Below are 13,248 nucleotides of genomic sequence, written 5' to 3' on the forward strand. Positions count from 1 at the left end.
GCCGGCTTCTCGGCCACCACCTCGATCTCCCGCAAGGCCTACGGCGTGAGCTTCGAGGCCGCCTTCGGCGCCGGCAATGCGGTCGTCGCGGACAAGGTCGAGATCGACCTGGAGCTCGAGTTCGTGCGCAACGCCGACTGAGCTGGGTCGACCGAGCGGGGCGACACCGCCGGAACGAAGGCGGGTCCGACCGGTGGTCGGACCCGCCTTCGGCGTTCCCGGGCCGGTCGGGCCCCGGCTCAGCCGGTGCCGAGTTCCTCCATCAGGTAGCGGATCTCGCCAGGGGCGTACCAGGCCAGGTCGAAGTCCTCGGCCGAGCCGAGCGTGAACTCCGCGTCCGCGTCGCCCAGGTCGGCGGCGTCGATGACCGCGGCCGCGGCCCGCACGGCGTCGGCCGCGCCGGCATCGTCCAGGTGGACCGAGGCGACCCGCTTCCAGGGCACGGACGGCTGGTCGACCTCGACGACGGCCCGGTCCCGATCCGGCCGCGGCGTCGCCCGGGCGTCCTCCACGTCCGCCGCGACCACCACGCGCAGCGCCGGTTCGGCGGCCCCGGCCGCGGCCAGCAGACGCAGGGACGCGCGCGAGGCGTCCAGCATCGCCAGGTACTCCAGCTCCTCGTCCGACCAGTCCGGGTACTCCCGCCGCAACTCCCCGGTGACGGCGAAGGCGACCCCGGACCGCACCGGGACGGCCCCGTCGGCCAGGGCCGCCCGCACCCCGGAGACCGTGCTCGGCAGATAGATCCTCATGCGTCCCCCCGCCGGGCCGCAGCCCGCGCTCCGCTCACGAACTGGACCTCGACCGCCGGGTGCGGGCCGGCGTCGGCGACGACCCGGACGCGGGGACCGTCGACCGGATCTCGTCGACCGCCTCGGTGATCTGGGCGGCGAACTCGCCGACGTCCGGGACCGCCTCCCGATCCGCGGTGATGCCGAAGAACACGCCCCCGTTGTACGAGGTGCAGGACACGGCCAGCGCATGCCCGACCGTCAGCGGCGCGACCGGGTACATCGCCACCACCGGATAGCCGGCGGCGTACAGCGGCACCTGCGGCCCCGGCACGTTGGTGATCAGCAGGTTGTAGGTGCGCCGGGAGAGCTGGCCGGCCACCCGGGCCCCGAGCGCGTGCAGCGTCGGCGGGGCGAACCGGCCCAGCTCGACCAGCGCATCCGCGGCGACCTGCTGCCCGGAGTCGACGTGCGGACCCATCGCGAACGACACCTGGTGCAGCCGCATGGCCGGGTTGGGCTCGGCGATCGGCAGGTCGACCAGGTAGGACGTGACCGATCCGGCGTCCTCCCCGGGCACACCGGCCACCGACACCGGGACCATCGCCCGCAGGCTGGTGGTCGCGGTGACCGCTTCCCCGCGGGACAGCAACCAGGACCGCAGCGCACCGGTGATCACGGTGATGATGACGTCGTTGATCGACCCACCGTGGGCGCGCCGCACCTTCTTGAAATCCTCCAGGTCGCACCGCACGCTGGCGAACCGGCGCAGCCCGCTCTTCGCGTCGTTGAGCGGCGACCGGGGCGCCGGGCTGACCGTGTGCCAGGCCATCTCGGCGACGCGCCCGGCGACCCCGAGAAGCTTGCCGGCCACCGCCCCCGCGTCCTGCGCGAAGGTCTTGGCCACCTCCAGCACCTCGGAGGGCCGGGCGGTCAGATCGGCGATGGCGTCCACCACCAGGTCGATGTCGCCGGGCGCCGGATTCGGGATCCACGGCTGGTCGGGCAGGTCGCGGGACCGCCGGGTGACGTCCAGGATCGCGGCGGCCACGTCCACCGCACCGATCCGGTCCATGATCGCGTGGTGGGTCTTGTTGACCAGGGCCACCCGGCCGCCGTTCAGCCCCTCGATGACGTAGACCTCCCAGCGCGGGCGGGTCCGGTCCAGCGGCCGGGTGATCAACCGGCCGACGAGCTCGTCCAGCTCGACCTCGGTGCCCGGCTTGGGCAGCGCCGAGCGGCGGACGTGGTAGGTGATGTCGAAGTCCTCGTCGTCCACCCAGACCGGCCGGGCCAGCCGGCCCGGCACGAACCGCACCTTCTGCCGGTAGCGCGGGACCAGGGACAGCCGCGACTCGATCAGATCGACGATGGTCGAGTACTGGAAGTCCGGTCCGTCCGGGTCCGGTTGCAGGATGGCGACCCCGCCGACGTGCATCGGCGTGCCCTCGTCCTCGGCGTAGAGGAAGGAGGCGTCGGTGGCGGACAGCCGGTCGGTCATGGCCGGACCCTCCCGGCCCGCCGGCGCCGTCCACTCGCGCGGCCGACCCGGGCCGGCCCGCCCACCCTGCTCATCCCGTCATCGTGGCACAGATCATCGGGGCACCGGGCGCGAGTGGTCACCGGGGACGGCGGCGGGAACCGGGGCCGACGGACGCTCGAACAGCTGGGCCAGGCCGGCGACGCTGAAGCAGGCGGCCCCCCACGCGGTACCCCAGTTGATCGCACCGACGCTGATCACCTCGCCGGTGGCCGGCCGCACGAACGCCGCCAGACCGGAGAGGAGGAACAGCCAGGACCCGACCTGGTTGACCACGACGATCCACCAGCCCAGATCGCGCGGCATCAGCCGGAGCCGGCCGTGGCAGACCTCGATGATGCCGATGTGTCCGGAGACCAGGAACAGGACGCAGCCGACCATCTCGGGGGCCCAGATCAGCTTGTCGGTCTGGCCCGCGGTCAGTTCGGTCAGGAACGCGTCGACCAGGCTGACGGCGAAGGCGAGGGTGCCGCAGAACAGGACGAAGGCGGCCAGCCAGCCGGGCCGGTCGGGCTCGTAGGCCCACCAGCGCCAGGGCCGGGCGGCCAGGGCACCGTCGGTGCCGATCCGGCGCGGCGAATTGATCTCCTGGACGAGCGCGACGTAGGCGCCGGTGGAGAACCAGAAGCCGCCGATCAGGAACGTCCAGTCGATCACCGGCAGGGACGCCGACGAGTACTGGGACAGCAGAGCCCCGAGCGTGAACAGCGCGCCGCCGAGGAAGAAGGAGAAGCCCGAGATGTCGTTGCACCGTCGCAACCGGACGGCGACCGCCGGCCGGGCCATGATCCGCTGGACGACGCCGTCCCGGACGACTTCGATGAACCCGCGTTTGCGGGCCTTGCGCGACTCCCAGGTGGCGGTCGACCCGTCGGGGTGTTCCCAGCGGACCTGACTGACCAGGGCGCCCCGGCCGCCGGTGTGCCGGACCTGGGCATCGGCCGGGACGTCGAAGGGATGCGTCATGACGCGCGGACCTCGCTCACCCGCCCATGGTCGCCGATGGCCCTTCGGACCGAATCACCCGGTCGGTATCAATGCGCGATCGGTGGGTGATCACTGGCGATCACCGGGCGCCGCGGACGGGGAGCCGGGTCAGCGACCGAGCCAGGTCGCCGATCGCACCGCGGAGCGCGGACCGGGGCGCCGCGTCGGCCAGGGCCACGCCCCGCCGCCAGGCCCGGTCGGTCGCGGCCCGGTCCTCGGGCAACCGGGCGTCCACCTCGACCCCCGCGAACCGGCGCACCGCCGCCTCGGCCTCCGCCGCGGACCCCACGGACGACCGGCAGCGGTTGAGCACGACCCGGGGTACCGCGTCGGGCACCGCCTCTCCCAGCTCGGCCAGCCCGCGGACCAGCCGTTCCAGTCCGGGCGGGTCGCACGAGCCGACCACGAGCACCACGTCGGCCTCGGCCAGCACCGTCAGCGTCGCACCGTTGCGCCGGGGCGCCCGGGTGTCGAAGGACAGTTCCTCGTCGGATTCGAGTGCGAAGCCGCAGTCGACGACGGTCAGCGGCGCCATCTCCCGGGCGGCGTCCAGGACCAGCGGGATCGCCGACGGCCGCACCTCGGGCCACCGGTCGGCCCGGGCGATGCCGGTCAACAGGCGCAGGTCGTCGCTCAGCGACCAGCACAACCCGGCCAGGGCGCCCAGGTCGAGCCGGCCGCCGGCGGCCAGCCGGCAGGCTCCGGCCAGCCCGGGTGATTCGTCCAGCAGCCCGAACGCCGACGAGACGACCCCGCCGTACACGTCGGCGTCGATCAGCAGGGTCGGTGTCCCCTGGCCGGCCGCCTCGACGGCCAGGTTGGTGGCCAGCAAGGTCCGGCCCGGCGCCCCGGTCGGTCCCCACACCGCGACGACCGTCCCCCGCGGGGGCGGGCCGTCCGCGATCTCGGCCTCCGCGCCGGCCCCGGGCGGCGGCAGGGGGGCCATCGGATCGGCGGCCGCGAACGAGGCCACCCCCTCCACCCGGTCGAGGTCGGCGATCTCCGCGACCGCCACCCGGGCCGCGGCGACCACCGCGTCGACGCCGGCGTCGTCGGCGACCAGGGCGGTGATCCCGATCCGCACGAGTCGCGCCCTGGCGTTCTCGTCGCCGGCCGGATGGACCCCGACGACGGCGACGCCGGACGAGCGCAGCCGGGTCACCGCATCGGTGTCCAGGCGGCGCAGATCGGCCGAGACCACCGCGACGGCGGCCTGACCGGTGGTGGCGACGGCCAGCACGTCACCGATGTCGACGCAGCGGCGCAGCACCGTCATCGGCGAACCGGGCCGGTCCAGGGCGGCGACCAGCTCGTTCTCCCAGCCCTGGCCGCTGCCCGCGGTCAACAGTCCCTGGCTCACCACGACCTCCCCGGCGCGTCAGCCGCTGATCAGCACGACGACGGCCTGACCGGTCGGCAACACGCGGACCAGGCGATCGGCCACGTCGGCCGGCAGCAGCACCGACAGCTGGTACCGGTTGGAGGTGGCGCCGGACAGCCCGCCGGCGGCCGGGGCGGCGACCGACTGCACGGTCAGGTCCCGGCCCACGAGCTCGGTCGCGGCCGGCTGACCGGACCCCGGGACGGCCTCGGTGGTCAGGTACAGGTCGATGGTGGAGCCGTGGCCGACGCCGGGCGGCATGTTCTCCGGCGCGACCGGAATCGCGATCACCCGACCGCTTCCGGCCGGCCCCACGGCGGACGCGGCGAGCAACTCACCCGCGGCCAACGGCGCGACCAACGTCAGACCCTCGGGCGAGCCAGCGCCCGGGGTCAGGTACGCGCCCGCGTGCGCCCCCAGATTGACCTCCACCGCAGCCAGGTCGCCCGCGCCCAGGACGGTGCCGGCGGCCAGATCCCGTTCGGCCGCCCACACCGGCGCGGTCTGCGAACCGGCCGCCATCACCCGGGCGCCGATCAGGACGGCCGCGATCACCAGCAGGATGCCGCCCACCACGCGCACGTTGATCCACCGCGGGCGGGACAGCCGGCGCGGCACCGGGGCCGGCGGCAGCGTCATGCCGAGCCTCCCCTGTCCGTCCGGCGCGACCTGTGCCACACTCTGGGTGGCAAACTACCCCATCATCGGTCAATTGCCCGCAAAAGTAGCCCAACGATGACCTTGACCCCCGTCTCGGGCCTATCCTGTCGTCATAGCGACAACAGAAGGGATCCACGCCGTGGCTTCGGAGCGCTTCCTCACTCTTGCCGACGTCGCCGAGATCCTGAACATCTCGGCGTCGCAGACCTACGCCCTGGTCCGCAGCGGCGACCTGCAGGGCATCCAGATCGGCGGGCGGAATCAGTGGCGGGTCGAGCGCAGCAAGCTCGAGGAGTACATCGAGCAGGCCTACCGGCGCACGGCCGCGAACCTGAACGAGCTGCCGACCACCATGCCCAGCGACGCCTGATGGCCCGCCAGATCACCGTCGAGCTGACCTCAGACGAGGCATTGGTCCTGTTCGAATGGCTCCACCGCTCGGAGGACAAGGACGAGCTCCAGACCCCGACCGCGGGAGAGCGCATTGCGCTGCACGCGGTGAGCTGCGCGCTCGAGTCGGTCCTGGTGGAACCGTTCGCCGACGACTATTCCGAGCTCGTCCGAGCCGCGGCAGCCCGGCTGACGTCCGTGACGGGCGACGACCACCGACCTCGACGGTGACGTCCGGAGGATCGGGCTGATCGTCGCCCGGTCAGACCGCACCGACATCACATGCGGGCCGGTCGATGCCGCATTCGCGAGGCCGGGCCGAGGGGCGTCGATCAGCCGAGCGGTGTCGCCCGCACCAGCAGCACCGCGGCGAGCGGGACCAGCGCCACCGACCGCACGGCCGCCCGCCGCCGCGATTCCCAGGCGGCATGCAGCGCGACCTCCACGAAGTCCGCCCCGACCCGGTCGATCGTCCCCGTCAGCTCGGCGGACGCGCCCGCGACGGACGCCTCCCCACCGGTCCAGCCGGCGAGGCCGACCTGCACCGGAGCCCGATCCCGGGCCAGGCCACGCAGGGCGTGGCGCAGGTCCAGGCGCAGGTCCAGGCCGGACGGCGCCGGCCCCGTCGCGCTGGTCAGGCCGTGCACGACGGTGACCGACCGCCAGGGCACGACGCAGTCCCGGTCCGGCCCCTCGACCACCAGCAGCCAGTCCGGCCCCACCGCGCGCAATCGACCGGCCACGGTCGCCCCGCCGGCCAGGCCGAGCCGAACCGGGTGATCGAGCGCCCCGGACAGGCGCTCCACCGCCGTGACGCCACCGATCGCCACCCGCTCCCGATCGGGGCGTTCCTGCGCCGCCTGCTCGTCGGCAAGCTCGTCGAACCGGCCCTCGAGCTCGTCGAACAGCCGCTCCCACCGCATGGGCCCAGCCTCGCAACGGCCGGGCAGACGGGTCAAGTCGACAGGAAGGCCGACGATCGCTCTTGACAGGCATCGAACGGATCGTCTTCACTGCGAGTCATGTCAAATGACGTCAAATGCAGCGATACACGGGTGAATCAGATCCAGCGCGACCTCATCGACGAAGCGGCGCCTTCGGCGCGGCTCACCGTGTCGGCCTGCCTGGTCACGCTGGGGGCGTTGCTGACCCAGTTGCCCGGGCCGGCCGAGGCGTGGGCCACCCTCACCGGCGATCAGCCGCTCCGGTCCACCGGCGATCCGCTGGCGGCGGTGCAGACGATCCTGCTGACCACCGCCGGTCTGCTCGCCTGGCTGATCGCCGGCTGGGCGGTCGTGGTGCTCGTCGTCGGCGCGCTCACCCGCATGCCCGGACGCCCGGGACACCGGGCCCGCCGGCTGCTGCCACGGATCGCCCCGGCCACGGCCGGCCGGCTGGTGCTCGCCACGGTGGGGGCCTCGCTGATCGCCGGCACCGCCGCGTGCGCGGCGCCGGTCGCCGCCCCGGCCGGCGCGAGCGACCCGTCCTCGGGCCCTGCAGCCGGGCAATCGGTCGATCCGTCCGGCGGGGCGGCGGCGCCGGACGGCTCGTTCACCATCGACTGGCCGGACCCGGCCCCCGGGGCCGGCCCCTCCTCCGAGTCGGAGCCCGGGTTGACGGGGTCAGCGCCGAGCAGCCCGGGTCCGACCCCGGTCCCGCCCCCGACCGCGATCGCGACAGGGTCACCGGCACCGGTCCCGACGACCGGTTCGGCCTCGGATGCGACGGCCAGCCCGACCACCCCGGCCGGCCTGACGTTCCCGGCACCGCCCGGCCCCACGAACGCGACGACCGGGCCCGCACCGGCGGCGTCGAGCCCGTCGAGCGGATCGGCGGCGCAGGATCCGCCCCCGGCATCGGTCACGGCGGCGGCCGGACCGACGCCCCAACCGATCGCGGCACCGCCGGCCGCCCCGATCGCCCCACCTGACTTGTCGGACTCACCGGAGCCGTCGGTGCGGATCGTGACCGTGCAGCCCGGGGACTCGCTGTGGCGGATCGCGGCGCACTCCCTCGGGCCCGATGCAACGGACGCGGATATCGACAATGCCTGGCGCGCATGGTATTTCGGCAATCGCCAGGTCATCGGTGACGACCCGGACCGCATCGTGCCGGGTCAGTTCCTGGTCGCTCCCGGCGAGCAGGTGCGGCAGTGACCGCCGCGGTCGCCGGCTCGCCGGCGGACCGGTCGTCCGGTCACCCGGCGCCACGCCCGTACCTCGCGCCGGTACCGGACTCCGAACCGCCGTTCGATCCGATCGTCGCCCCGCCCACCCTGCCGGCCGCCGGCAGGCGGCAGGCGTACCGCGGAATCCAGGGAGCCCCCGTCCTGGCACCGACCGGTGGGGTCACGCTCCGCGGGTCCCGGCCGGCGCGAGGCGCACCCGCGGCCCGCAACTCAGTTTCCTGCGACGCGGTTCCGTCGTGGTCGGCGGAGCCGGACGTGGGCGTGCGGCGCACCGCCACCGCCCAGCTGCCGGACGTCACCCGGGCGGCGCAGGTGTTCGCGACGGCCCTCATCGAGGTGCTCGGCGGCCGTCGGCCGGTCGGGCAGCTGCGGATCCACGCATCCCCCACCGTCTTCGCCGGCCTGGTCAACCGTACGACGAGCGGTGGGGGCACCCCGATCCAGCTGATGTCGCTGCGGGTGTGCCAGCCCGCGGACGGCGTCGCCGAGGTCAGCACGACGGTCCGCTGCGGACCGCGGGCCCGCGCCATCGCCTTCCGCCTGGAGGGCGTCGACGGCCGGTGGCGGGTCACCGCCCTGGACATCGGGTGAGTCCCACCGGCGGCCGGTCGCGCCCGCGCGCAGCCCGTCAGATGCCGAGCAGTTTGCCCTTGGCCGCGGCGAACTCGGCGTCGGACAGCACGCCGGCCTCCTTGAGCTTGGCCAGCTGGGCGAGCTGGCCCACCAGATCGTCGTCGCCGCCGTCCGCGGGCGCGGCCGGAGCCGGGGCGGGCGGGGGCTGATACGCCGGCGGCGGCTGATAGGCCGGCGGCGGCGCGTACTGCTGCTGGGCGGCCGCCTGCTGCTCCGCGGCCTGCTGGTCGGCGTAGGCCTGCTTCTCGGCGGCCTTCTTCGCCTGCCGGTTGTTGACCGCGTTCGCGGTCGCCGTCGCGGTGCCCGCGACCACGGCCGTCCGGGCCACCGTGCCGATCAGGCCGGGACGTCCCACTCGTCTGAACATGCGCCGCTCTCCTCGATCCGTCCGACCCGGGACCGACACCACCCGGGCGTGTCGAGTGTGCCACGTGCGGCCGGGCGGCTCACCGACCGGCTCGCAACGCACCGCCCGCCACCCGGTCGCGCAGCCGGCCACACCCGGCCGCACCGTCAGCGACCCGGCCGCGGGCGTCGCGGTCACGGCGTTCGCCGGGCGACAGCGTTCGCCCGCCCGGCCCGGGCCGGGCGTGGTCGCCGCCGGAGGGGCGTCAGGGTGTCCACTCGCGCGGCAGCAGGAACCGGCTGGCCGACACCTCGCCGGCCGGGAATGCGGTGGCCGGGGCCCGGCCGAGGATGCGGGCGGCCACGCTGTTCATCGTGTCCGTGTCGTTGTCGAAGCCGCCGTGGTTGACCGCCATGCTCCGCCGGCCGGGCGGAGCGTCCGCGCCGGTCGGTGACCAGACGACCTCGGCGGCCCGCTGCTCGATCGGGTCCAGCCCGAACGCCGCGAGCAACTCGCGACTGGCCCGGATGGCCACCTCCATGCCCAGCAGGGGGCTGTCTGTCGGGTCCTCGAACAACTCGCTGACCAGGTAGAGCAGCGAGCGCCGGTAGACCCGGAAACACGAGTCGGCCTGCTCGGCGGCGTCGGTCATCGTGTAGACGACCAGCGAGTCGATGCCCCCGCCGACCAGCGGCAGCAGGGTCGACGAGAAGTCGTCGACCCGCAGCGCCGGGGCCAGCAACTGCAGGGTGCGCCAGCGCGGTCCCGAGGGCCCGCCCGCCGACAGCACGGCCGGCACGAAATGCGAGTGGAAGATCGCCCCGGCCGAGTGGCCGACCGCGTGCACCGTGATCCGGCCGGGATGACGGGCCCAGAACCGGGCCAGCCGGCGCGCCACCTCGTAGGCCCCGCCGCCGGGCCGGGATGCGATCTGGGCACTGAGCTTGACCGACCACCAGGGCGCGCCGCGGCCGCCGGTCGGCTGCATCGCCCGGATCAGGTTCGCGATGCTCAGCAACGTGTCGGTGAATCCGGTCTCCCACACGAAATGGATGGGATAGCAGCCGTTCTCCACCCACCAGGGCACCTGCTGGCCGGCGATCCGCAGCCCGGCGCTCTCCGAGACGATCCCGCCGTGGGCCCAGAACACCACCGGCACGGGTCCGGTCCGGCCCTGAGCGTGCCGGTCGGCCAGGAACCGCGGGAGGTGCTCGTCGAAGATCGCGTCGACGTCCTCGATCGGCGTCTGCATGATCCCGTCGGTCGACAGCAGCCCACGGGTCAGGTTCACCACGTGGGGGCGCAGCGCCTCCACGTCCTGCGGGTCGCCCGCGTCGAAGCCGTCGTCCAGCGACGACAGCGGGTCGCCCGTCCCGGTGGACACCCCGGGGTCCCGCGGGCGGTCAGCGGGTCCGGTCGGGCTCGGTTTCCTCGCCCCGTTCGGCCCGCTCGACCGCGTCGCGCTCCTCGTACTCCTCGACCCCGTGCCGGGCCCACTCGTCGATGCCCTGGTGGCCGCGCTCTGGCGCGTCGTCGGCGGCAGTCATGGGATCAGCATCCCCCGTGCCGGTGACGATCGCATGACGATGCGCCGGCGGCCTCACTCACTGCCCGGCCGCCCGTGGCAGAGCTTGTACTTCTTGCCGGATCCGCAAGGGCACGGCGCGTTCCGCGACGGCTTGTTGCCGGTCGCGGTGGCCGCTCCGGCCTTGCCGGCGGCCGCGCCGCTGCGCCGGGTCTCCGTACCGCCGTCGTCCGTCGGGCCGCTGTAGGTCAGCGGGGCACTCGGCGGCGGACCGCCCAGACCCTTGCCGCCCAACGCCGCGGGCGTCGCGGTCGGCGGCGCGGGGGCGGCGGCCCGGTCGGTCGGCAGGGCCTCCACCGGGCGCATCCGGCGTCGCACCGGCTGGCCATTGGCCGGGGTGTCCGCGGCGCCGTCCCCGGCCGGGGTCGCGGCGGGCGATGCAGCCGGCGCCGCCGCTGCGCCATTGCCCCCGGCGGCCAGCGCGGTCGCCGCCGCCGAGGTGGCCGTGACCACCGGAGCGCCCGGCGTGGGCTGCTGGGCCTGCTCCGCGGGCACCACCTGCACCTGGAGGTTGTAGAGGAACCCGACGGACTCCTCCTTCAACGAGTCGAGCATGGCCGCGAACATGTCGTAGCCCTCACGCTGGTACTCGACCAGCGGGTCGCGCTGCGCCATCGCCCGCAGGCCGATGCCCTCCTTGAGGTAGTCCATCTCGTACAGGTGCTCGCGCCACTTCCGGTCCAACACGGACAGGACGACTCGTCGTTCCAGCTCGCGGGTGATCGGGGGGGTCAGCGTCTCCTCGCGTGTGGCCCAGGCAGCTCTGGCATCCGCGAGGATGGCCTCCTTGAGCGAGTCCTTGGTCAGGTCGCCGTGATCCTTGGCGATCGACTCGGGGGTGACCGAGATCGGGTACAGGGTGCGGAGCGCGCCCCACAGGGTGTCGGTGTCCCAGTCCTCGGCGTACCCCTGCCGGGTGGCGCCCTCGACGTACGCGGTGATGACGTCGGTGATCATGTGCTGCACCTGCTCGTGCAGGTCCTCGCCGTCGAGCACGCGGCGCCGCTCGTCGTAGATGACGGTGCGCTGCTTGTTCATCACCTCGTCGTACTTGAGCACGTTCTTGCGGATCTCGAAGTTCTGCTGCTCGACCTGGGTCTGCGCGCTCTTGATCGCCTTGGAGACGAAGTTGTGCTCGATCGGCACGTCGTCGGGCATCCGCAGCCGCGTCATCAGCGCCTCGACGGTGCCACCGCCCACCCGCCGCATCAGGTCGTCGCCGAGGGAGAGGTAGAAGCGGGACTCACCGGGGTCGCCCTGCCGGCCGGCCCGGCCGCGCAGCTGGTTGTCGATCCGCCGCGACTCGTGCCGTTCCGTCCCCAGCACGTACAGGCCGCCGGCCTCCCGCACCTTCTCGGCCTCGGCCTTGGTCCGCTTGGTGGCCTCGTCGACCGCGTCGGCCCAGCCCGCCTCGTACTCCTCCGGCGTCTCGGTCGGGCTCAGGCCCTTGGCCCGTAGATCCAGGTCCGCAGTGAAGTCGACGTTGCCGCCCAGCACGATGTCGGTGCCACGGCCGGCCATGTTGGTCGCCACGGTGACCGCGCCGGACCGCCCGGCCTGCGCGATGATCGCCGCCTCCCGGGCGTGGTTCTTGGCGTTGAGCACCTCGTGCGGGATGCCCGCGCGCAGCAGCAGCTTGCTCAGCAGCTCGGACTTCTCCACCGATGCGGTGCCGACCAGCACCGGCTGGCCCTTCTCGTGCCGCTCGGCGATGTCCTCCACCACGGCCTCGAACTTGGCCAGCTCGGTCTTGTAGATGACGTCGGCCTCGTCCAGGCGCTGCACCGGCTTGTTCGGCGGGATCGGCACCACACCCAGCTTGTAGGTCTGGTGCAGCTCCGCCGCCTCGGTCTGGGCGGTCCCGGTCATCCCGGCGAGCTTGTCGTAGAGCCGGAAGTAGTTCTGCAGGGTGATGGTGGCCAGGGTCTGGTTCTCGGCCTTGATCTCGACCCGTTCCTTGGCCTCGATCGCCTGGTGCATGCCCTCGTTGTAGCGGCGGCCGTGCAGGACGCGACCGGTGAACTCGTCCACGATGAGGACCTCGCCGCTGACGACGATGTAGTCGCGGTCCTTCTTGTAGAGCTCCTTGGCCTTGAGCGCGTTGTTCAGGAAGCCGACGAGCGGGGTGTTCACCGACTCGTACAGGTTCTCGATGCCCAGCGCCTGCTCGACCTTGGCCACGCCCTCCTCGGTCACGCCCACGGTGCGCTTGGACTCGTCGACCTCGTAGTCGACGTCCTTGTGCAGGCGAGGGGTGAGCCGGGCGAATTCGGTGTACCACTTGGACGACTGGTCGGCCGGACCGGAGATGATCAGCGGAGTCCTGGCCTCGTCGATCAGGATCGAGTCGACCTCGTCGACGACGGCGAAGAAGTGCCCGCGCTGGACCAGGTCGTTCTTCGACCAGGCCATGTTGTCGCGCAGGTAGTCGAAGCCGAACTCGTTGTTGGTGCCGTAGGTGATGTCGGCGGTGTAGGCGGCCCGGCGGATGTCCGGCGTCTGCTGGGCCAGGATGACCCCGACGTCCAGCCCCAGGAACCGGTGCACCCGGCCCATCCACTCCGAGTCGCGCTTGGCCAGGTAGTCGTTGGTGGTGACGACGTGGACGCCCTTGCCCTCCAACGCATTGAGGTAGACGGGCAGGGTGGAGACCAGGGTCTTGCCCTCACCGGTCTTCATCTCGGCGATGTTGCCCAGGTGCAGGGCCGCGCCGCCCATCAGCTGCACGTCGAAGTGCCGCTGCCCGAGCGTGCGCTTGGCCGCCTCGCGGACCACGGCGAACGCCTCGACCAGCAGGTCGTCGGTGG

The 13,248-nt window shown here is 73.2% G+C and carries 15 protein-coding genes; 5 read left to right on the forward strand and 10 right to left on the reverse strand.

Going from position 1 to position 13,248, the window contains the following annotated elements; translation table 11 throughout:
• Window positions 1-141: YceI family protein (locus ACOJUF_RS06840; RefSeq protein WP_420121126.1), on the forward strand; the 141-nt coding region annotated here is incomplete at its 5' end.
• Between the two features lie 98 nt (window positions 142-239).
• Here ACOJUF_RS06840 and ACOJUF_RS06845 read toward each other — a convergent pair.
• From ACOJUF_RS06845 to ACOJUF_RS06865, 5 genes are all read right to left on the reverse strand, one after another.
• Complete coding sequence (locus tag ACOJUF_RS06845) at window positions 240-752, reverse strand: DUF6912 family protein (protein WP_420121112.1); 513 nt, start codon at window positions 750-752, stop codon at window positions 240-242.
• A 34-nt stretch (window positions 753-786) separates the two neighbouring features.
• Window positions 787-2,232 carry a WS/DGAT/MGAT family O-acyltransferase gene (locus ACOJUF_RS06850; protein ID WP_420121113.1) on the reverse strand — a complete coding sequence of 482 codons (1,446 nt, stop codon included), beginning with the start codon at window positions 2,230-2,232 and terminating at the stop codon, window positions 787-789.
• 93 nt (window positions 2,233-2,325) lie between these two features.
• A complete protein-coding gene (locus ACOJUF_RS06855) occupies window positions 2,326-3,237 on the reverse strand; it encodes a hypothetical protein (RefSeq protein ID WP_420121114.1) in 912 nt (303 codons plus the stop codon).
• A gap of 100 nt (window positions 3,238-3,337) precedes the next feature.
• Window positions 3,338-4,618: an AAA family ATPase gene (locus ACOJUF_RS06860; RefSeq protein ID WP_420121115.1), complete on the reverse strand. Its 1,281-nt coding sequence runs from the start codon at window positions 4,616-4,618 to the stop codon at window positions 3,338-3,340.
• Between the two features lie 18 nt (window positions 4,619-4,636).
• On the reverse strand, window positions 4,637-5,278 hold the full coding sequence (locus tag ACOJUF_RS06865; RefSeq protein ID WP_420121116.1) for an SAF domain-containing protein: 642 nt from the start codon (window positions 5,276-5,278) through the stop codon (window positions 4,637-4,639).
• A gap of 160 nt (window positions 5,279-5,438) precedes the next feature.
• On the opposite strand from ACOJUF_RS06865, the gene ACOJUF_RS06870 reads away from it, so the two are divergent.
• Both ACOJUF_RS06870 and ACOJUF_RS06875 read left to right on the forward strand, forming a co-directional pair.
• Window positions 5,439-5,669: a helix-turn-helix domain-containing protein gene (locus tag ACOJUF_RS06870; protein ID WP_420121117.1), complete on the forward strand. Its 231-nt coding sequence runs from the start codon at window positions 5,439-5,441 to the stop codon at window positions 5,667-5,669.
• Window positions 5,669-5,920 carry a hypothetical protein gene (locus ACOJUF_RS06875; RefSeq protein ID WP_420121118.1) on the forward strand — a complete coding sequence of 84 codons (252 nt, stop codon included), beginning with the start codon at window positions 5,669-5,671 and terminating at the stop codon, window positions 5,918-5,920. Before ACOJUF_RS06870 ends, ACOJUF_RS06875 begins: the two co-directional genes overlap by 1 nt.
• Window positions 5,921-6,021: 101 nt before the next feature.
• Here the strand turns inward: ACOJUF_RS06875 and ACOJUF_RS06880 are convergent, their stop codons facing one another.
• Window positions 6,022-6,612, reverse strand: a complete 591-nt coding sequence (locus tag ACOJUF_RS06880; protein ID WP_420121119.1) for a hypothetical protein — start codon at window positions 6,610-6,612, stop codon at window positions 6,022-6,024.
• Window positions 6,613-6,744: 132 nt separating this feature from the next.
• Between ACOJUF_RS06880 and ACOJUF_RS06885 the strand changes: the two genes are divergently transcribed.
• Together ACOJUF_RS06885 and ACOJUF_RS06890 are read left to right on the forward strand one after the other, a co-directional pair.
• On the forward strand, window positions 6,745-7,845 hold the full coding sequence (locus ACOJUF_RS06885) for a LysM peptidoglycan-binding domain-containing protein (protein ID WP_420121120.1): 1,101 nt from the start codon (window positions 6,745-6,747) through the stop codon (window positions 7,843-7,845).
• Window positions 7,846-8,138: 293 nt separating this feature from the next.
• Window positions 8,139-8,468 (forward strand): Rv3235 family protein, encoded by a 330-nt coding sequence (locus tag ACOJUF_RS06890; protein ID WP_420121121.1) that lies wholly within the window; start codon window positions 8,139-8,141, stop codon window positions 8,466-8,468.
• Between the two features lie 37 nt (window positions 8,469-8,505).
• On the opposite strand, the gene ACOJUF_RS06895 is transcribed toward ACOJUF_RS06890, so the two are convergent.
• The 4 genes from ACOJUF_RS06895 to secA form a co-directional block, all read right to left on the reverse strand.
• Complete coding sequence (locus ACOJUF_RS06895; RefSeq protein ID WP_420121122.1) at window positions 8,506-8,877, reverse strand: SHOCT domain-containing protein; 372 nt, start codon at window positions 8,875-8,877, stop codon at window positions 8,506-8,508.
• A 244-nt stretch (window positions 8,878-9,121) separates the two neighbouring features.
• Window positions 9,122-10,240 carry a hypothetical protein gene (locus tag ACOJUF_RS06900; RefSeq protein ID WP_420121123.1) on the reverse strand — a complete coding sequence of 373 codons (1,119 nt, stop codon included), beginning with the start codon at window positions 10,238-10,240 and terminating at the stop codon, window positions 9,122-9,124.
• Window positions 10,241-10,259: 19 nt separating this feature from the next.
• Entirely contained in the window at window positions 10,260-10,403 is a 144-nt protein-coding gene (locus ACOJUF_RS06905; RefSeq protein ID WP_420121124.1) for a hypothetical protein, read from the reverse strand.
• Window positions 10,404-10,456: 53 nt separating this feature from the next.
• On the reverse strand, window positions 10,457-13,248 hold a 2,792-nt coding region (secA, locus tag ACOJUF_RS06910), incomplete at its 5' end, for a preprotein translocase subunit SecA (RefSeq protein ID WP_420121125.1).

It is taken from the genome of Nakamurella sp., assembly GCF_048594475.1.
Lineage (GTDB): Bacteria > Actinomycetota > Actinomycetes > Mycobacteriales > Nakamurellaceae > Nakamurella.